General features: G+C 64.6%; 15 protein-coding genes and 1 tRNA gene. 13 read left to right on the forward strand and 3 right to left on the reverse strand.

Translation table 11 applies throughout. From position 1 onward, the window contains the following. Positions 1-128 precede the first annotated feature (128 nt). Together AC07VH_RS25145 and AC07VH_RS25150 are read left to right on the forward strand one after the other, a co-directional pair. On the forward strand, positions 129-2,399 hold the full coding sequence (locus tag AC07VH_RS25145) for a putative bifunctional diguanylate cyclase/phosphodiesterase (protein ID WP_494788870.1): 2,271 nt from the start codon (positions 129-131) through the stop codon (positions 2,397-2,399). A 92-nt stretch (positions 2,400-2,491) separates the two neighbouring features. Further along, positions 2,492-4,879, forward strand: coding sequence for a S9 family peptidase (locus AC07VH_RS25150; protein ID WP_494788869.1), 2,388 nt, complete (start codon positions 2,492-2,494; stop codon positions 4,877-4,879). 119 nt (positions 4,880-4,998) lie between these two features. On the opposite strand, the gene AC07VH_RS25155 is transcribed toward AC07VH_RS25150, so the two are convergent. Next, on the reverse strand, positions 4,999-5,994 hold the full coding sequence (locus tag AC07VH_RS25155; RefSeq protein ID WP_494788868.1) for a cytochrome-c peroxidase: 996 nt from the start codon (positions 5,992-5,994) through the stop codon (positions 4,999-5,001). 208 nt (positions 5,995-6,202) lie between these two features. Between AC07VH_RS25155 and AC07VH_RS25160 the strand changes: the two genes are divergently transcribed. Beyond that, a complete protein-coding gene (locus tag AC07VH_RS25160; RefSeq protein WP_475414535.1) occupies positions 6,203-6,631 on the forward strand; it encodes a hypothetical protein in 429 nt (142 codons plus the stop codon). 42 nt (positions 6,632-6,673) lie between these two features. On the opposite strand, the gene AC07VH_RS25165 is transcribed toward AC07VH_RS25160, so the two are convergent. Beyond that, the gene (locus AC07VH_RS25165; RefSeq protein WP_494788867.1) at positions 6,674-7,444 is read right to left on the reverse strand and encodes a hypothetical protein; all 771 of its coding nucleotides are present in this window, start codon (positions 7,442-7,444) and stop codon (positions 6,674-6,676) included. A 119-nt stretch (positions 7,445-7,563) separates the two neighbouring features. On the opposite strand from AC07VH_RS25165, the gene AC07VH_RS25170 reads away from it, so the two are divergent. The 6 genes from AC07VH_RS25170 (at position 7,564) to AC07VH_RS25195 (ending at position 13,980) form a co-directional block, all read left to right on the forward strand. Then, positions 7,564-7,639: transfer RNA gene (locus AC07VH_RS25170), tRNA-Phe, on the forward strand. A gap of 251 nt (positions 7,640-7,890) precedes the next feature. Beyond that, positions 7,891-9,447 (forward strand): polysaccharide deacetylase family protein, encoded by a 1,557-nt coding sequence (locus tag AC07VH_RS25175; RefSeq protein ID WP_494788866.1) that lies wholly within the window; start codon positions 7,891-7,893, stop codon positions 9,445-9,447. Positions 9,448-9,451: 4 nt separating this feature from the next. Further along, positions 9,452-10,582 carry a TIGR03088 family PEP-CTERM/XrtA system glycosyltransferase gene (locus AC07VH_RS25180; RefSeq protein WP_494788865.1) on the forward strand — a complete coding sequence of 377 codons (1,131 nt, stop codon included), beginning with the start codon at positions 9,452-9,454 and terminating at the stop codon, positions 10,580-10,582. Between the two features lie 254 nt (positions 10,583-10,836). Further along, a complete protein-coding gene (locus AC07VH_RS25185; protein ID WP_494788864.1) occupies positions 10,837-11,169 on the forward strand; it encodes a collagen-like protein in 333 nt (110 codons plus the stop codon). Between the two features lie 144 nt (positions 11,170-11,313). Then, positions 11,314-13,668, forward strand: coding sequence for an acyl-CoA dehydrogenase (locus AC07VH_RS25190; RefSeq protein ID WP_494788863.1), 2,355 nt, complete (start codon positions 11,314-11,316; stop codon positions 13,666-13,668). Between the two features lie 66 nt (positions 13,669-13,734). Beyond that, complete coding sequence (locus tag AC07VH_RS25195; RefSeq protein WP_489628971.1) at positions 13,735-13,980, forward strand: DUF1059 domain-containing protein; 246 nt, start codon at positions 13,735-13,737, stop codon at positions 13,978-13,980. Here AC07VH_RS25195 and AC07VH_RS25200 read toward each other — a convergent pair. Beyond that, a complete protein-coding gene (locus tag AC07VH_RS25200; protein ID WP_494804010.1) occupies positions 13,977-15,134 on the reverse strand; it encodes a TCR/Tet family MFS transporter in 1,158 nt (385 codons plus the stop codon). The two genes, AC07VH_RS25195 and AC07VH_RS25200, sit on opposite strands and share 4 nt — an antisense overlap. Positions 15,135-15,290: 156 nt before the next feature. Between AC07VH_RS25200 and AC07VH_RS25205 the strand changes: the two genes are divergently transcribed. The 4 genes from AC07VH_RS25205 to AC07VH_RS25220 all read left to right on the forward strand — a co-directional run bounded on the left by AC07VH_RS25205 (position 15,291) and on the right by AC07VH_RS25220 (position 19,856). Then, positions 15,291-15,929 carry a TetR/AcrR family transcriptional regulator gene (locus tag AC07VH_RS25205; RefSeq protein ID WP_475414902.1) on the forward strand — a complete coding sequence of 213 codons (639 nt, stop codon included), beginning with the start codon at positions 15,291-15,293 and terminating at the stop codon, positions 15,927-15,929. Positions 15,930-16,017: 88 nt separating this feature from the next. Further along, positions 16,018-17,379: a prephenate-dependent tRNA uridine(34) hydroxylase TrhP gene (trhP, locus tag AC07VH_RS25210; protein WP_494788861.1), complete on the forward strand. Its 1,362-nt coding sequence runs from the start codon at positions 16,018-16,020 to the stop codon at positions 17,377-17,379. Positions 17,380-17,562: 183 nt separating this feature from the next. Beyond that, positions 17,563-18,810 carry a DUF819 family protein gene (locus AC07VH_RS25215; protein WP_494788860.1) on the forward strand — a complete coding sequence of 416 codons (1,248 nt, stop codon included), beginning with the start codon at positions 17,563-17,565 and terminating at the stop codon, positions 18,808-18,810. 302 nt (positions 18,811-19,112) lie between these two features. Then, entirely contained in the window at positions 19,113-19,856 is a 744-nt protein-coding gene (locus AC07VH_RS25220) for a Stf0 family sulfotransferase (protein WP_475414899.1), read from the forward strand. Positions 19,857-19,882 lie beyond the last annotated feature (26 nt).

Genomic DNA, 19,882 nt, shown 5'->3' on the forward strand with positions numbered 1-19,882 from the left:
CGGCAACACGCCGCCACGCATGCAACCATGTTTAATGATCAAGATGACATGGAGAAAGATAGCGCGTAGTATTTAATCAACCTACAGCTCAGTACGGTTATACGGCATTCTGGAGAAAGGACGGCAGCGTGGCGGCGTCGAACGATCTCGCACACTGGCGCGGTCAGGTCTTTACCCGCCTGTTGCAGGCGGTGTTGCTGCTTGGCATCGTCACGGCCATTCCCAGCGCACTGCTGGCCGCGAGCGAAGCGATCTGGTCCATCGTCGCCCTCGACCTGCTGGCCATCGGCTGGATCGGCGCCATCTGGCATAGTCGCGCCATGTCCTACCGCTGGCGCGTGTGGCAATTCCTGATCGTCGCCTACCTGGTGGGCGTGGGTTTGCTGCTGAAAATCGGCCCCGTCAGCCAGATCTACATGATGCTCATGCCCGTGCTGGCGGCACTGCTGCTGGGCATGCGGCCCGCCTTGTCGACCCTGGTCCTGACTACGCTGACCATCTTTTTCCTCGGCCTGCATCCCGACGTCGCCCTGCGCCTGCCGGGCACGCCCGATTCTCCCGTGCTGCGCGCGCTGATCGTGGCCCTGAACTTCCTGTTGATCGCCGCCGTGCTGACTCTGTCCTGCGCCTTTCTGCTGCGCCACCTGGAAGACAGCAGCCAGGCCTTGTCGCAGCTGAACGCCGAGCTGCGCCTGACGGCCACGGCGCTGGCCCGCCTGAACGACATGGTGATGATCGCCGAAGTGGCCGATGCCCCCGCCGGCACGGGCGCGGCGCCGGCCACGCGCATCATCTTCGTCAACGACGCCTTCGAGCGCAGCAGCGGCTATGCGCGCGCCGAGGTGCTGGGCCGCAGCCTGCTGTTCCAGCAGGGCCCCGCCACCGATACGGGCGAACTGGCGCGCATCGCCGCCGCCATGGCCCGCGCCAAGCCGGCCAGGGCGGAATTGCTGAACTACAACAAGGCCGCCAAGGCATACTGGGTCGAAGCGGAACTGGTGCCGTTTACGGATGCGGACGGCAGGCAGACGCACTGGGTGGCCGTCGAGCGCGAAATCGACGAGCGCAAGAAATCGGAAGCGGACATCCACCGCCTGGCCTTCTACGACGTGCTGACGGGCTTGCCCAACCGGCGCCTGCTGATGGACCGCATCGGCCACCTGCTGGCCGCCGCGCCGCGCGGCCATACCATCAGCGCGCTGATGTTCATCGACCTCGACCACTTCAAGCACATCAACGACGCGCGCGGCCATGCCACGGGCGACGCGCTGCTGCGCCTGGCGGGCGAACGGCTGGCGCAGCTGATGCGCAAGGCCGACACGGTGGCGCGCATCGGCGGCGACGAATTCGTCGTGCTGCTGGCGCACCTGGCCGATGACCTGGACAACGCCGCCCGCGCGGCGGCCCAGGTGGCCGAGAAAATCCGCGCCGCCATCGCGCGCGACTTCGACATCGGCGCGCAGTCCTATCATTGCAGCGCCAGCATCGGCGTGACCCTGCTGCCGAAAGCGGGCCAACAGGCGCACGACCTGCTGCGCGAAGCGGACATCGCCATGTACCGCGCCAAGGCGGAAGGGCGCAACGGCATCGCCTTCTTTGAAGCGGCCATGCAGGCGGGCGTGGAGCGCCGCCTGACCCTGGAACGGGCGCTGGCGCGCGCCCTCGACCTGGGGCAATTGTGCATGCACGTGCAGCCGCAGGTTGACCGCCATGGCCGCTTGACGGGCGCCGAATTGCTGATGCGCTGGCCGCAGGCGGACGGCGGCTTTATCGCACCCGGCGTGTTCATCCCCATCGCCGAGGAATCGGGGCTGATCGTCAGGCTCGGGCACTGGGCCCTGCGCGAAGCATGCCGCGCCGCCAGCCTGCTGGCGCAGGCGCAGGCTGGCCAGCCGGCCCCCCTGTCCGTCAACGTCAGTCCGGCCCAGTTCCGCCAGCCCGATTTCGCCGCCCGCGTGCAGGCGGCGCTGGCCGAACACGGCACGCCGGCGGGCGCCCTGATCCTGGAACTGACGGAAGGCTTGCTGATCGACCAGCGCGACGCCTCGCTGGCGCGCATGCACGAACTGGCGGACCTGGGCATCCGTTTTTCCATCGACGATTTCGGCACCGGCTATTCCAGCCTTGCCTACCTGACCTCGATGCCGCTGTACGAACTCAAAATCGACAAGCGCTTCATCGACGACACGCCGCACGACGCGCGCGGCACGGCCATCGTGCAGGCGATCCTGGCCATGGCGCGCCACCTGGGCTTGCGCGTCGTGGCCGAGGGCGTGGAAACGCAGGCGCAAGCCGACTTCCTGATCGCCCACGATTGCGACGGCTTGCAAGGCTTCCTGTATGCGCGGCCGATGCCGCTCGACGACTTTCCCGCCTGGCTGGCCCGGCATCAAGCTTAGCTTTCCGACATTTCCTGCACGAAACTCCTCCGCTAGAATACCGGCCTCATAGCCTGTACCTTCACCATCCCCTTTTATTAAAGCGATCCCCGATGCGTCTGGTTCTTCCCCTGCTGCCGCTCCTGCTGCTATCTCTGCCGCCCGCCGCCCATGCGGCCCCCTCCGCCAACGCGCCCACGCCGATCACGCTGGACCAGACCATGGCCGATCCCGACTGGATCGGCACACCCGTCGAAGCGGCATGGTGGGGCTGGAATGGCCAGCTGTATTACAAGCAAAAACGCCTCGGTTCGCCCCTGCGCGACACGTTTCACGTAGCGGGCGCGCATGCGAAACTCAATAGCGGCAAGAAGGTCGACGATGCGCAGCTGGCGAACCTCGATGGCCAGCAGATGGTCGTCAACCGGGCCGGCACGCGCGCCATCCTGCTGCGCAACGGCGACTTGTTCGAGCGCGACCTGAAAAACGGCACCCTGGTCCAGATCACGCGCGGCGTCTCCGCCATCAGCGACCCGCAGTATTCCGCCGACGGCAGCGCCGTGCAATACCGCAGCGGCAGCGACTGGTTCAGCTGGAGCCGCGCGGAGCGCCTGAGCGCCCCCGTCGCCCTGCTGCGCGCGGCCAAGGACCCGGACGCCAAGCCGGAAGCGGACGCCCTGCGCGAGCTGCAGCTGCGCCTGATCGTCAACCTGGCGCGCCAGAAGGACGACCGCGACGCCAGCCGCGAGCGCCGCCACGAAGAGCGACGCCTGGACGCCACGCGCGCGCCGGAACCGATCTACCTGGGCGACAAAGTCACGATTTCCGGCAGCGCCCTGTCGCCGGACGGCCGCTGGCTGCTGTTCGTCACGCAGGACAAGGCCGCCGAAAAGGGCAAGCTGGGCAAACTGGCCCGCTACGTCACGGAGACGGGCTACCCGGAAGCGGACGACGAGCGCACGCGCGTGGGCCGCAACATGCCGATCGCGCAAAGCCTGAAACTGGCCGACCTGCGCACGGGCCAGGTGCGCGAGATCGCCTTCGACAGCCTGCCCGGCATCGCCACCGACCCGCTGGCCAGCCTGCGCGCCGAACAGAAGCTGCCGCCGCTGAAAGGCAACCGTGCCGTGCGCATCGACGCCCAGCGCGACGGCATCGCCTGGACCGATGACGGTTCGCGCGTGGCCGTGCGCGTGCGCGCCATCGACAACAAGGACGGCTGGCTCGCCACCGTCGACCTGGCCAACGCCTCCCTGGTTCCGGCGCACCGCATCAGCGACACGGCCTGGGTCAACCGCCGCGCCGAGGAATTCGGCTGGCTGCCCGACAACGCTACCCTGTGGTATCTGTCCGAGGAAAGCGGCTACGCCCACCTGTACGCGAAAACGGGCGCCGCGCCCGCGCGTGCCTTGACGCAAGGCCAATGGGAAGTGAGCGCCGTCGAATGGAGCCGCGACGGCAAGACTGCCTATTTTATGTGCAACCGGCAGGCGCCGGGCACGTATGAAGTGTGCGCCAGCACGGCCAAGGAGGGCGGCGCGCGCGAAGTGACGAATCTGAAAGGTGTGGAAAACTTCGGCCTGTCGCCCGATAACGGCAAGCTGCTGCTGCGCTATTCGAGCAGCTATATGCCGGCCCAGCTGGCGACCATTCCTGTCTCTGGCGGCAAGGCGACTATCCTGACGGATACGCGCAGCGACGCCTTCAAGGCGCGCAGCTGGGTCATGCCGGAACTGGTGCAAGTGCCGTCCACGCATGGCGCAGCGCCCATCTGGGCCAAGCTGTACCGGCCACAGCAGCTGGAAGCGGGCAAACAGTATCCGATCGTCATGTTCGCGCACGGCGCCGGCTACCTGCAGAACGTGACGCAGCGCTACCCCGTGTATTTCCGTGAACAGATGTTCCACAACCTGCTGGTGGAGCAAGGCTACATCGTGCTCGACGTCGATTACCGCGCCTCGCTCGGCTACGGCAGCGCCTGGCGCACGGCCATCTACCGCCAGATGGGCCACCCGGAGCTGGAAGATTTCATCGACGGCGCCAACTGGCTGGCGCAACAGCACCAGGGCGACATCCGGAACGTGGGCATCTATGGCGGCAGCTATGGCGGCTTCATGAGCCTGATGGCCCTGATGCGCGCGCCGGAAATCTTCAAGTCCGGCGCCGCCCTGCGTCCCGTGACGGACTGGACCACCTACAACCACGAGTACACGGCGAATATCCTGAACACGCCGGACGTCGATCCTCAGGCGTATAAAATCTCGTCGCCCATCGAATACGCGGACAAACTGACGGGCAACCTCCTCATCGCCCACGGCATGATCGACGACAACGTGTTTTACCAGGATTCCGTGCGCCTGGCGCAGCGCTTGATCGAGCTCAAAAAGGATCACTGGGAAATGGCCAGCTACCCGATGGAGCGCCACGGCTTCGTGCAGCCGGAAGCGTGGTATGACGAGTACCGCCGCATCTATCAGCTGTTCAATCGTACGTTGAAATAAGCGATATCAACAAAAAATGTCGGATTACGCGGCTGCGCCGCTAATCCGACCTACTCGCTCAGGTGTAGGTCGGATTAGCCCGCAAGGGCGTAATCCGACACCACACCCACCACAAGCACTCAGTCAAACGGCACGGGCCGCGGCGTCGTGTCGCTCGATGGCGGCAGGATCGGCAGCACAAGGTGCGGCTGCTTGCCCGTCAGGGTTTTCAGGAAGGCGACGAGTTGCGCGTTTTCATCAGGCGCAAACGTGCGGCCCAGCTGCAAACGGCCCATCACGTCGACGGCCTGCGTCAGGGTGGCCGCTTCGCCATCGTGGAAGTAGGGATACGTCAGCTCCACGTTGCGCAGGGTCGGCACCTTGAAGTTGAAGCGGTCGGCATCCTTGCCCGTCACGGCCGAGCGTCCCTGCGCCGTCATCGCCGTCTTGTACGGTTCCACCACGCCCATCTTCTGGAAGGTATTGCCGCCGACGGCGGGGCCGTTATGGCAGGCGATGCAGCCGCTGGACTTGAACAGCTGGTAGCCAGCCAGCTCGTCTTTCGTCAGCGCGCTTTTCTTGCCCATCAGCCATTGGTCGAAGCGCGAACCGGGCGTCACCAGCACTTCCTCGAAGGCGGCGATGGCGCGCGTGACTTGCTCGATGGTCAATTTATCCTGGCCAAACACTTGCCGGAATTCCGCGCGGTAGGCGGGAATCGAGGCCAGCACGTCGATGGCCAGCTCGTGCGTAAAAGCCATCTCGCCCGGATTGGCGATGGGGCCGCCCGCCTGCTCCTGCAAATCCTTGGCGCGGCCATCCCAGAATTGCGCCACGTTCATGCTGGCATTGAGCACCGTCGGTGAGTTGATGGGTCCGCGCTGCCAGTTATGGCCGATCGACGTCTTGATGTTATCCGTGCCGCCCATGCTCAGGTTATGGCAGCTATTGCAGGAAATGAAGCCGGAACGCGACAGCCGCGGATCGAAAAACAGTTTCTTGCCCAGTTCGACCATGGCCGGATTGGCCACCTTGGCGGCCGTGATGGGCTGGATCGGCTCCTTGCTGGCGGCGTGCAGCGTGCCGCTGAAAGCGAGGCTGGCGATAAAGACAAAGGGGGAGAAGGTACGGCGCATAGTCTAACTCCTGGAAGCATTCCCGAATCGGCGGTGCACGCCGGCGCGGGAATGCAGCGCGGCGGCCCGGTCGCCACCCGACCATCGCTGATTGGATGTTGATTTATATTAACTTTGACGGCTTGATAATGAAAATGACCGGCGTCAAGGATCGTCCAGCGCGCGAATCGCGCTTGCCATTTGGGCAAGCGTGGCACATGATGAGGGCATGCATACACCTCCCTGCTCCGCCCTGCTGCGCACCGCGTGCGCCGCCATCCTGCTGCTGGCCACCAGTGCCTGCGGCAGCGCCCCCGCACAAGATGCGCCGCCCGCGCCCGGCAATGCCGGCTTGCTGGCGCAAATCCAGGCGGAAGTGGGCGCCGCCGCCTGCGATTCCACGCAGCAATGCCAAACCATAGCCATCGGCGCCAAGGCCTGCGGCGGCCCCGAGCGCTACCTGGCCTGGTCCAGCAAGGACAATGACGGCAAAAAACTCAAGGCCTTGGCCCAGGCGCAAGCCGAGGCCAGCCGCAAGCAGCAGCAGGCGGACGGCATGATGTCGACCTGCTCCATCGTCACGGACCCGGGCGCCGTCTGCGAAGCGGGGCGCTGCGTGCTGCAAAAGAGCGGCCTGGGCGGCAGCTCGGCGATGTAAAAAAAGCCGCTGGATCAGCGGCTTGCGTGATTCTGCAACAAGTCAGGACTGCAGCTGCAAGGTCTTGACGATCTTACTTTCCACCTTCTCGCCCGCGCCCGAAGTGGCATTCTTGCTTTCCTTGCGCAGCAACAATAAATGGTCGCCGCTGACGCCATACTGGCGCGTCTCGTCCGTCTTTTGCGTAAAACTGACGACGACAAAGGCGCGCCCGCTGACATCGAAGTGAAAATGGCTGGCCAGCGGCGTGCCGTCGGCGGCGATCCACACCTCGATGCCGCCCTCGAACTTCTTCACATACTTGCGGTCTTTCTCAGGTACCTTGTCGAGCGACAAGGTAAAACTCAGCAGGCGCGCCGGCTTGCCCTTGTAGCTATCCATCTTCTCGCCGCTGAACACGGCTTCCTCGATCTCGCGCGACAGGGAATCGGCCGCCGACACCATGGAACGCAGCTCTGTCGCCTTCATTTCCCCCAAAGCAAAACCGATCGGCGTCCTGGCCTTCGGATCCTTCACCCTGGCGCGTTGCTCGGCCTCCACTTTTGCCAGCACCTCCTTACTGTAGAGCACTTGCAAGCCCGCCGGTCCGCCCTCGACAGCGACCGTGGCCTGGCCGCTATCCTCTTCCGCCGCCTTGCCCTCGCCCTCGCGGCGCCAGGTTTTCGATTCCACCTGCGCCTTGATGGGCAGCTGGCCCTGCAAGCGCGCCAGCGCCGCATTCAGATCGGCCAGGCCATCGGCCCGCGCCGCGCCGCAAAACAAACTGAACAAGCCCGCAGCCGCCAGGCCCTGCACTCCAATACGTCGCCGCATCGCCACATCCCTTCAGCTCATACAAGGATGCCAAAACACCATGTTTTGGCCATCTGTTGCATTTGAACACAGCTAGCTCTGGTCAGGTGGAAAGTCTTTCTGCTATAATTCGCCGCCTTGGCCTGGTAGCTCAGTCGGTAGAGCAGAGGATTGAAAATCCTTGTGTCGGTGGTTCGATTCCGCCCCGGGCCACCAAGAACAGTCTCCATGAAACGCCCACTCCCGCCAGTGGGCGTTGTCGTTTCCGGGCTTCGCCGTGCCCGGCGCCAATGTAGCCGCGCCCTGCCGCAGACGCCCGCCCTCGCCCATCGAGGCGCAATTTCATCGCTGTTTGATTTATTACAAAGTGCAACATCCGTCCTTGGGCGACAGTCCATCAACGGGCGGCAGGCACGCAATCAATGCCAGCGGACCAGCCTATCTCCTCGACCAAGGAGTCCACGCGCATGAATGAGCACAAGATTGTGGTCTTTACGGGCAATGATGGCTATTCGATCCGCCAGGGGATCGCAGCGATTGAGCGCGCCCTTCCCGGCTTGCGCTGGCTGATCGTGATCCACGCGCGGCGCAAGTCAGCGCCTGAATTGCTGCATAGCCAGTGGGCGAACCTGAAAAAGAATGGCTGGCGCTGGATACCATATCAAGCCGCGGATATCTGGCGGCGCCTGCGCGCGCGCCCCGCGCCTGGGCAGGGTGCGATGGCAGCGCCAAAGCACCTCGACGTGCTCACCGTCGCCGATATGCATGCGGACGCCACGCTGTCCGCCGTCAAGGCCTTCGCGCCGACGCTGGGCCTGGCGCTGAACGCGCCGGTCTTGCGCAGGCCGCTGTTCGCCCTTCCCACGCTCGGCACGCTCAACTTGCACAAGGGAAAAGTGCCCGACTACCGCGGCATGCCGCCGGCATTCTGGGAATTGTGGAACGACGAGCCGTCGGTCGGCTGCACCATCCATTGGGTCGACGACAAGCTCGACACGGGCAATGTCGTGCTGGCGGCCACGCTCGAGCGGGAAGCCTATTCGACGGTGCGCGGCATGCAGCTGCGCCTGGACGAAGCGGGCGTCCATCTGATGCGCGATGCGGTGCGGCAAGTGCTTGCCGGCGCCCCGCCGGCGCTGGCGCAAGCAGGGGGCGGCGCGACCTATCGAAAACCCAGCCTGGCACAGGTGGCCGAACTGGACGCCAGGCTGCTGCGTGGCCAGCGGCCCGGAGGCCACGCCATGCGCAGAATGCTCAAGGATGGCGCAGCGGCTGGCGCATCGGTGCTGGGGCGTCTCGGCCTGACACGCGCGCTCGCGCCACGCCTGACGGTGCTGCTATACCATCGCGTCAGCGACAGCGCGCGCGACAATCTCAGCGTCGGAATCGCACAGTTTGACCGGCAAATGGCATTGCTGCGCAAGCATTGCACGGTGCTGCCGATCGAGCAGGCGCTGAAGCTCGAATCAATCCCCGCCTCGCCCCGCCCGCTGGTATGCGTCACCTTCGACGACGGCTACCTGGACAACTACACCAACGCCGTGCCTATCCTCCTGAAGCACCGGATTCCCGGCGCATTTTTTGTCGCCACCGGCTTCATTGGCACCGGGCGCGCCTTTCCGCACGATGCGCGACGGGGCAACCCGGCGATACCGATGATGACCTGGCAACAGCTGCGCGCGATGCGCGACGAGGGTTTCCTGATCGGCTCCCACACCGTCAACCATATCGACTGCGCGGCCGAACCGGAAGACGTCGTTCGCCACGAACTGGCGCGCTCGCGTGACGATTTGCGGCACGCACTGGGACTCGAAAGCGTCGTGCTCGGCTATCCATACGGGGGACGCCGGCACATGACGCCAGAGCGCCTCGAACTGGTCAGGCAAGCCGGCTATGTCGGTTGCCTGTCCGCCTATGGCGGCAGCAATATCGGCGCCGTGGATCCGTTCAACCTGCTACGGCGCGGCATACACTGGGAGTTTTCCGATCGCGCCTTCCTGTTCGCGTGCCTGGGATGGAGATGAGCGGATGAGCGGAAAAGCGCCGCCGCTGGTCTTGCATGTCATACATCATCTGGTCACCGGGGGCCTGGAAAATGGCGTGGTCAACCTGATCAACCATATGCCCGAATCGGCCTTCCGGCATGGCATCGTCTGCATCGAAGATTATTCGGACTTCCGCGACCGCATCGTTCGCCGCGACGTGGACGTCATTGCCCTGAAGCGCAGCCGCATCGGCGTGTGGGCGATGCGCCGCGAGATCTACAAGCTATGCCGCCTGCTCCAGCCAGCTATTCTGCATACACGTAACCAGTCCGCTCTCGATGCCCTGTTGCCGGCACGGCTGGCGGGCGTGCGCCATGCCGTCCATGGCGAGCACGGCTGGGATGTCGACAACTTGCGCGGCGACCAGTGGAAGCCGGCGCTGCTGCGCCAGCTGCATTCACCGTTGATCGACCGCTATGTCACGGTCTCGAAAAACCTGCGAAGCTACCTGACCGGGCGCGTGGGCATCGCTCCCGCGAGGATCAGCCAGATCTACAACGGCGTCGACACGACCCGCTTCACGCCCCGGGAAAACGGCCCCCGCTGCGCCATGCCCGCAGCTTACGCGCGCGGCGATGCGATCATCATAGGCACGGTCGGCCGCATGCAGCCCGTCAAGGATCAAGCCACCCTGCTGCGCGCCTTTGCCAGCCTGGCGCCGCTTCACGCCAGGGCGCGCCTCGTGATGGCCGGCAGCGGCCCGCTGTCGGCGGACCTGCGCGCATTGGCCGCCGCGCTCGGCGTCGGGGAGCGCGTGTGGTTTCCCGGCACCTTGCACGACGTCGCCGGGGCCTTGCGCAATTTTGACGTCTTCGTCCTGCCTTCCTTGTCGGAAGGGATCTCGAATACCTTGCTCGAGGCCATGGCCAGCGGCGTGCCGGCCCTCGCCACCAGCGTGGGCGGCAATCCCGAGCTGCTCCAGGAAGGGCATACGGGCCGGCTGTTCCAGCCTGGCGACGTGCCCGCCCTGAGCCGGCTCCTGGACGACTATATGACGCAACCTGCCTTGCGCCTCGCGCACGGCGCCGCCGCGCGGCGCGCGGCCGTCGACCATTTCAGCCTGCCCGCCATGGTCGCGCACTACCAGTCGGTGTACCAGCGGTTGTGTCATTAGCGGGCGCCGAGAGTGGTCCATCTGCGCAAAAAACGTTCCTGCCCCCACCGCTATGTACGCAAACGTACGGACTGCGGCCGCCCAAGAGCACATGCTGCAGGCAGACCATCACTTCTCCTCCCGCCGCCAGCGCCCTGCGCGACACGGCAGACGGGTCGCCTGGTCTGCTCTCCCCGCCACACCGCCATGCGAAACTCGCGCCCGACGCCGTCGAGCCGTTCCGTACATTACGGCTCACCGCCAAAGGATGCATCATGAAAACTACCCTGATATTGCTCGCGCTCGCCTCTACCCTCGCCCTGACCGCTTGCCAGCGCGAAGCGCCACCTGCGCCCACCGTCGTCCAAGTCGTTCCCGGCCCTGCCGGCGCGCCTGGTCCTGCCGGCGCCACCGGCGCCACGGGCGCTGAAGCCCCTGCCGGCGCGACCGGTGCCACCGGCGCCACTGGCCAGACCGGCGACAGCGGTGCCGCCGGCTACGATGGCGCCAAGGGCGCTACCGGTGCACAAGGCAACGACGGCCCCAAGGGCGACGACGGTGCCAAGGGCAAGACGGGCGACACGGTGATTGTCGTTCCACAACGCTAATACCGTTAGCGCCGGTCATCACCGGCAACCTTGTTTCCCCACAACGCCAACCCCTGCGGTTGGCGTTGCTCCGTATGCGCTGTACCGCACAGTAACATCGGCCGCATCGGCCTATCCTGTTCTTATTCCACAGGGAGATATCGCATGCTGACGATCATACTGATGGTGGCCCTCCTGGGCTTGGCTTTACTGTTCGCGCCCGGCCCCGTGCGCCGCGCACTGATTACCCCGCACCTGCTGGCCTTGTTCAAGCGCATCCTGCCAAGCATGTCCGGCACGGAACGCGACGCCCTCGAGGCGGGTACCACCTGGTGGGATGCGGATCTGTTTTCCGGCAAGCCCGACTGGACAAAATTGCTGGCGTATGGACGCGCTTCGCTCACCGCCGAGGAGCGCCACTTTCTCGACCACGACGTCGAGCGCCTGTGCGAACTGGTCGACGACTGGGAAACGCAGCAGCAACTCGACTTGCCACCGCAAGCCTGGGCCTACATGAAAAGCCAGGGTTTCCTCGGCATGATCATTCCCAAGCAGTACGGCGGCAAGCAGTTTTCCGCCTATATGCATTCGCAGGTGGTGATGAAACTGTCGAGCCGCTGCTCGGCGCTGGCCGTGACCGTGATGGTGCCCAATTCGCTGGGACCAGCCGAATTGCTGTTGCACTACGGCACCGAAGAACAGAAAAACCATTACTTGCCGCGCCTGGCCGCCGGCACCGAGATTCCCTGCTTTGCCCTGACCAGCCCGTATGCGGGCTCCGACGCGGCCGCCATCCCCGACCTGGGTGTCGTGTGCATGGGCATGCATGAGGGGAGGCCTACCCTGGGTTTCCGCCTCAGCTGGAACAAGCGCTACATCACCCTGGCGCCCGTGGCGACCTTGCTGGGGCTGGCGTTCCAGACCAGCGATCCCGACCACTTGCTGTCCGACAACGATACGCCCGGCATCACCTGCGCCCTGATCCCCGCCAGCCACGACGGCGTGGTGATCGGCCGCCGCCACCATCCGCTCAATGCCGCGTTCCAGAACGGCCCCACGTCCGGCAACGATGTCTTCATCCCCATCGACTGGGTCATCGGCGGCCAGGCGCAAGTGGGCAAAGGCTGGCGCATGCTGATGGAATGCCTGGCGGCGGGACGCGCCATCTCTCTGCCCTCGTCCAGCGTGGGCATGGGCAAGATAGCCGTGCGCGGCACCGGCGCGTATGCGGCCGTACGGCGCCAGTTCAACATGCCGATCGGCAAGTTCGAGGGGGTACAAGAAGCGCTGGCCCGCATGGGCGCCAACCTGTACCTGATGGACGCGGCCCGTACCCTGGCCGCGCACGCCGTCGACCTGGGCGAGAAGCCGGCCGTCATTTCCGCCATCGTCAAATATCACGTCACGGAGCGGGGCCGCGCGCTCGTCAACGACGGCATGGACATTCTTGGCGGCAAGGGCATCTGCGTGGGCCCGAACAATTTCCTCGCCAGCGCCTACCAGCAAATCCCCATCGCGATCACCGTCGAAGGCGCCAACATTCTCACGCGCAGCCTGATCATCTTCGGCCAGGGCGCCATCCGTGCGCATCCGTATGTACTCAGGGAAATGGCCGCCGTCGGCGAAAGCGACGGCCGCAAAGCCCTGCGCGATTTCGATGCGGCCTTCTTCGGCCACGTGGGCTTTGTGCTGGGCAACCTGGCCAGGGGACTGTGGTACGGCCTCGGCGGTGCCCGCCTGGCGGCCGTGCCCGACGCCGGCGCACCCGCCCTGGCGCCCTACTACCGCGCCCTGACACGGCTGTCGACGGCGTTTGCCGTCATGACGGATATGTCGATGTTCGTGCTCGGTGGCGAACTCAAGCGTCGCGAACGGTTGTCCGCCCGGCTGGGCGACGTGCTGGCGCAGCTGTACCTGGCTTCGTCCGTGCTGATGCGCTACGAGGACGATGGCCGGCCCGAGGCCGACCTGCCCTACGTGCACTGGTCGCTGCAGGATGCACTGGTCCAGGCGCAGCAGGGCTTGACGGGCGTACTCGACAATTTCCCCGCGCGCATGCTGGCCGTGCTGCTGCGCACCTTGCTGTTCCCGTTCGGCCTGCCACACCGTCCGCCGTCCGACGAGCTGGGCAGCGAAGTGGCGCTGGCCCTGCAAACGCCGGGCGCCGACCGCGAACGCCTGCTGGCCGACGGCCATGTCGCCAGCGACAGCAACGATCCCGTCGCCTGCGCCGAGCGGGCGCTGGCCCTGCAGCCCGAGGTCCTGCACATCGAAAAACGCCTGAGGGACACGCCCGAAGGCGCGGCCCTGCGGCACCTGCCGCAAAGCCTGTCCGCCATGCAGCCGTGGCTGGCCGCGGCCAAGGCGGCAGGCACCATCAGCTGCCAGGAGCACAATACCTTGCTGGAATATGCGCGCCTGGTCGATGGCTTGATCCAGGTCGACGATTTTCTCACCGATGCGGCACAGCCAAAACACTTGCCTGTGCACAGGGCCGATACCAGCAGCCGTGCAGCCTAAGCCAGATTGCGACCTATACTGAATGGAGCGGGCACGGTGCCCGCTCTTGGCAGAAAGGAGTTGATCATGACGCGCAAATTCATCGATTGCCGGGAGTTCCCAAGTGACACGCATTGCTCGGTTGCGATCTCGGCCGACAGCGAAGAAGAGCTATTGGGCATTGCTGTGGAACACGCAGTCTCGGTACACCATCACCACGACACGCCGGAGTTGCGCCAGCAACTGCGTCAATTGTTCAAGGACGGCATGCCGCCCGAACACTTGCCCATGACGGGGCAGGCCGGCAGCAGCGGAGTCTCGCACGCACACTAGCCTGCCAGGGCTTGCGCCGGCCTCTGCAAGCGCAAGCCCAGCACGAGCGGCACCAGCGCCGCATACACGACGATCACCGATAGCCAGACGGCGCCGGGCCAGTACGCCCTGACGCCAAAGTAAATGCTGGAAAACACCAGCGGACACAGCACGGATGCCAGGCTCACGGACGAGGCCAGCACGCCCTGGAACTGGCCTTGCCGGCCTTCATCAACCTGGCGCGTGGCCAGCGATTGCAGGGCCGGCGCGCCGATGCCGCCCAAGGCGAACACGGGCATGATGGCGAAAACCATCCAGCCGCGGCTGGCAAAGGCCATGACGACCAGTGCAACGCAGGCACAACCGACGCCAGTCAGGATGGTGGCGCGCTCGCCCAGCAGCTTCACGGCCGGGCCGGGCAAAAAAGCCTGGGCCAGCGCCTGGCACACGCCGAAGGCGCCCAGCGACAGGCCGATCCACAACCCGTTCCACTCGAACGCATCGTGGCCCCACAGCGCCCAGCACACGCCATACACTTCGCCGGCCGCGCTGAAGGTAAAGAAGATGGCGGTGATCGGCAGCAAGCTTTTCTGAGAAAACACCCAGCGCAGCGGGCGCAATGGATTCAATGCCGCCAGGTCGATTTTTTCGCGTGTCGGCGTTCGTGATTCGGGCAACGTCAACAACGCCAGCAGCAGGTTGCCGCCATTCAAGATGGCCGCCGCCATGAACGGCAGGCGCAATCCGTAATCGCCGAGCGCGCCACCGAGCACGGGGCCGATGATGAAACCGGCGCCGAACATGGCGTTGAGCAAGCCGAAACGACGCGCCCGCGTCGCTTCAGGGGAAATGTCGGTGATGTAGGCCGTGGCGACGGAGACGTTGGCGCTCGTCAAGCCGGCGATGGCGCGCCCCAGCAGCAGCATCCACAGGCTGGGCGCAAACGCGAGAAACAGGTAATTGACGGCCGCGCCCGCCAGCGAAAGCAGCAGCACGGGCCGGCGTCCCAGGCGGTCGCTCAGCGCGCCCAGCACGGGCGCGAAAACCAACTGCATCAGGGCGTACAGGGCCGTCATGATGCCGATATACGGCGCCACGTTATCGGCATGCGTGACGTCGCGCAACAGGGCGGGCAGGATGGGGAAGATCAGGCCGATGCCGATGGCGTCGAGCATGACGGTGGCAAAGATGACAGGCAGTGCTGTCGCCGGAACGGCTATTTTCATATACTCAATCTAAATATGTACTCAGTACATAAATAGTACGCCTGGCTTGGCCGCGCCATCAAGCCTTATCTGTACTCAGTACACTTCGTGTATGATCGCAGCAACATGACGATTCCTTCCGACCTCCGCTCCCGCAAACGCCTTGCCACCCGGCAAGCCATCTCGAATGCTGCCACGCGCTTGTTTTTCGTGCGCGGCTTCGAGCAGGTGACGGTGGACGAGATCGCGGCGGCTGCCAGCGTGGGACGCATGACGGTGTTCAACCACTTTCCCCGCAAGGAAGACATGTTCTTCGACCGCGAGGAAGAGGGACGCGAGCTGCTGCGCGCCGCCTTGCGCCAGCGCGATCCCATGGTGCCCCCGATCGTAACCCTGCGCCTGCTGGCGCACCGGCTGGTGGCCGAAGACAGTCCCTACGTCACGTTTTCCGCCGCCGGCCAGGGTTTTATCGCCACCATCGAGGCCAGCGAGACCCTGAAAGCGCGGGCGCGGGCCATCCGCGACGAACTGGCGCAAGTGGTGGCAACGGCGCTGACCGACAGCACGGGGCGCGACGCGCACGATCCCCAGGCCCGGCTGGCGGCCAGCCTGCTGCTGGCCACCTGGAGCACGGCCCTGATCGAAGCGCACCGTGCCTTCGCGCGGCACGGCGACGCGCAGCTGGCCAAGGCCCGCTTCCTGGCCCTGGTGGACCAGGGGCATGTCGGCCTGAAGGCGGCGTTGGCGGGCACGCCTTACGTCTGACGTTGCCGGGCATCGGATGTCAATCCCTTGACCCAAGGCAAGGCAATCTGGCGCCAGCCCGCCTACAATCGCCGGCTTTGCCCATCCCATGCGCCACGCTCCCGAACTCCTCCTGCCTGCCGGCTCCCTGGCCAAGATGCATGCCGCCTTCGACTATGGCGCCGACGCCGTCTACGCGGGCCAGCCGCGCTACAGCTTGCGCGTGCGCAATAACGATTTTTCGACCTTGCAAGCCTTGCAAGAAGGCATTGATGGCGCCCATGCGCGCGGCAAGCAGTTCTTTGTCGCGAGCAATATCTTCGCCCACAACGCCAAGCTGAAAACCTATTTGCGCGACATGGAACCGGTGATCGCCATGCGCCCGGACGCCCTGATCATGGCCGATCCGGGCCTGATCATGATGGTGCGCGACAAGTGGCCGGAGATTCCCATCCACCTGTCCGTGCAGGCGAATGCCGTCAACTGGGCCGACGTGAAGTTCTGGCACCGCATGGGGCTGACGCGCGTGATCCTGTCGCGCGAACTGTCGCTCGACGAGATCGAGGAAATCCGCCAGCGCTGCCCGGAAATGGAACTGGAAGTGTTCGTGCACGGCGCCCTGTGCATCGCCTATTCGGGCCGCTGCCTGCTGTCCGGCTATTTCAACCACCGCGATCCGAACCAGGGCACGTGCACGAATTCCTGCCGCTGGGATTACAAGGTGAAAAATGCCGCCGAAGACGCCAGCGGCGACCTGGGCGGCATGCAGGTGGTGCCGCTGGAATTTCATCAGGCGCTGGCCGAGGCCGACAACAATGCGTTTTCCGCCCTGCACCAGCAGCCGCGCCACCCGCTGGCCGACCAGCCATACTTCATCGAAGAAGCGCAGCGCCCGGGCCAGCTGATGCCGATACTCGAAGACGAGCACGGCACCTACATCATGAATTCGAAGGACTTGCGCGCCGTCGAGCATATCGAGCGCCTGGTCAAGATCGGCGTCGATTCGCTGAAGGTGGAAGGCCGCACCAAGTCGCTGTACTACGCGGCGCGCACGGCGCAGGTCTACCGCCAGGCCATCGACGATGCTGTGGCGGGCCGCCCCTTCGACATCAGCCTCTTGGGCCAGCTGCAAGGCCTGGCCAACCGCGGCTACACGGACGGCTTTTATCAACGCCATCACACGCAGACGCACCAGAACTATATGCGCGGCGCGTCCGAGGCGGACCGCAGCCAGTACGTGGGCGACGTGCTGGACGTGGCCGACGGCTGGGCCAGGGTGGAAGTGAAAAACCGCTTCGCCGTGGGCGACCGCATCGAAGCCCTGCACCCGGGCGGCAACCGCGACTTCACCATCGCCCGCATGCTGGCCGACGATGGCAGCGAGATCCAGGTGGCCCCCGGCAGCGGCCACTTCGTGCGCATCGAACTCGACAGGGCGCTGAATAAAGCCTTGCTGGCCCGCTATTTGTAACCGCCAGTCTGCCGCGCGCGGTGGCGAGCAGTTTCCAAGTGTTTGATTTGACAAGAAAAATTCCAGCCAACACTGCCTAAATAATTTGTTTAGGCTTCAACATTGCTATACGATACGGCCACCCTGCGCCCGGGGGCCTGATCGGCATCCGGTGCGTCCCTGACACGTTCACCGGAAGCCCCGATGCCACCTGCCACCTCTGCCCTGATCACCAATGACGCCGTCGTCCTCGGCCTGCTCGCCATGACCCTGGGGGGCGTCTTCTGGACCGCCTCCCGTGCCGACGGCTTCTGGAAAAAGTTCTACGCCTATATCCCGTCGCTGCTGATGTGCTATCTGATTCCGGCGCTGCTCAACACCTTCGGCATCATCGACGGCAACGCTTCCGGCCTGTACGCCGTGGCGCGCGACTATCTGCTGCCCAGCGCGCTGGTGCTGCTGTGCGTGGCCATCGATTTCGGCGGCATCCTCCGCCTCGGCCCCAAGGCCATCATCATGTTTCTCACAGGAACACTCGGCGTCATGCTGGGCGCCCTCGTCTCGTTCGAGGCGCTGCGTTTGATCCACCCGGAAACGGTGGCGGGCGACACCTGGCGCGGCATGACCACCGTCGCCGGTTCGTGGATAGGCGGCGGCGCCAACCAGGCGGCCATGAAGGAAGTGTTTGAAGTGGACGCCACCCTGTTCGGCCAGTTCGTCGCCGTCGACGTGCTGGTGGCCAACGTGTGGACGGCCGTGCTGCTGTTCCTGGCCGGCCGCGCGGGCGCCTTCGACCGCTGGACGGGTGCCGATTTGTCCGCCATCAATGCGCTCAAGGACAGCATCGAAAGCTACCGCGCCCAGCACGCGCGCGTGGCCAATCTGACCGACATCATGATCATCCTCGGCGTGGGCCTGGGCGTGACGGGCCTATCGCACTTCCTGGCCGGCCCCATCATCAGCTGGATCACCACCCTGCCCGCCGCCTGGCGCCTGCAGGATTACAGCCTGACGTCGAACTTCTTCTGGATCGTCGTGCTCGCCACCACCTTCGGCCTGCTGCTGAGCTTTACCCGGGCGCGCAGCCTGGAAGGCGCGGGCGCCTCGACCATCGGCTCGGCCATGCTGTACGTGCTGGTGGCCACCATCGGCATGCACATGGACTTGAAAGCCCTGTTCGACAAGCCTTTCCTGTTCCTGCTGGGCCTGATCTGGATCGCCGTGCACGGCGGCCTGATGCTGCTCGTCGCCAAGCTGATCCGCGCGCCCCTGTTCTTCATGGCCGTCGGTTCGCAGGCGAACATCGGCGGCGCCGCCTCGGCCCCCGTCATCGCCAGCGCCTTCCACCCGGCCCTGGCCCCCGTCGGCGTGCTGCTGGCCGTGCTCGGCTACGCGCTGGGCACCTACGGCGCCTACATCACGGGGCTGATCTTGCGCGGCATGGCGGGGTGATCCACGCGGCAATGGCGGCAACGCCAGCCTGCCGGCTGGCGTTGCCGTTACTGGCCTCCTTACGACAAGTCACTAACAGTTGCTACGAAGCGACACATTAACGTAAATAAAATGCAACTTCATGCGGTAGTAGCGTGAAGTGAGATAGTATTTGAAGACAACAATTTTTCCATAAAAACAATTCGCTTGCCTTTAAGACATCCAATCGCCGCTAACAAGGCTGAGCAGGCCTATCTCCACTATCCATGAATGATCGTTGCAACACTCCGTTGACTGACGCACGCTCAGTGTGGCCAGGCACCATGCGCCCTACGCCCGCCGAAATGCGCGAGTTTCCCTACGACACAACATCGTCAGCGTTCCCCGATAAAAAACTGCTGGTCTGTGCAGCACCACGCGCCTCGAGCAAGCGGCTGGCCCGCCTGTTGCTGGGCGCGGGCATCGGCGTGCCGCTGGAATATTTCAATGACAACAGCGTGCAGGCACTGACGAACCGCTGGCAAATCAAAAAACATGATTACCTGGCACATATTTATGCCCGGCGTTCCGCGAATGGCGTGTTCGCATCGAACATCCAGTTTGCCCAGATTCAAAAGTGGCCCCATGCACACGACTTTGCAACCCTGTTCGAAGGCGCAACCGTGATGCATTTAATCCGCGACAACAAGGTCGCCCAGGCTGCGTCTCTGGCGACTTGCATGGTGACGGGGCGCTGGGGTTTCGAACAAGCGACGGTGACAAAGAATTACTCGACCTGGCGCCTCAAATTGGCGGCGCGCAAGGCCATGCAACTGATTGCCGAGGATGACCAGCTTTGGCAGGACTGGTTCAGGCAACGGGGCATCCAGCCGCTCGTCATCAGTACCGAACGTGTCAACCAGAACGATTTGACACTGATTAATGACATCGCCGGTTTGCTCGGCGTCAGCGCCGATGCGGCAAGCGCGCAGCGCATGCTGGACGTGGATCGTGGCGCCTATCCTGGCGATCAGGAGCTGAAATCGCGCTTTCAGGCACTTATCGAAGAACTCGCGGCGCGCGGCTAAGCACCGTACCTTGCCTCCCAATTTCC

Source organism: Janthinobacterium sp. GW821-FHT03C10 (genome assembly GCF_059420865.1).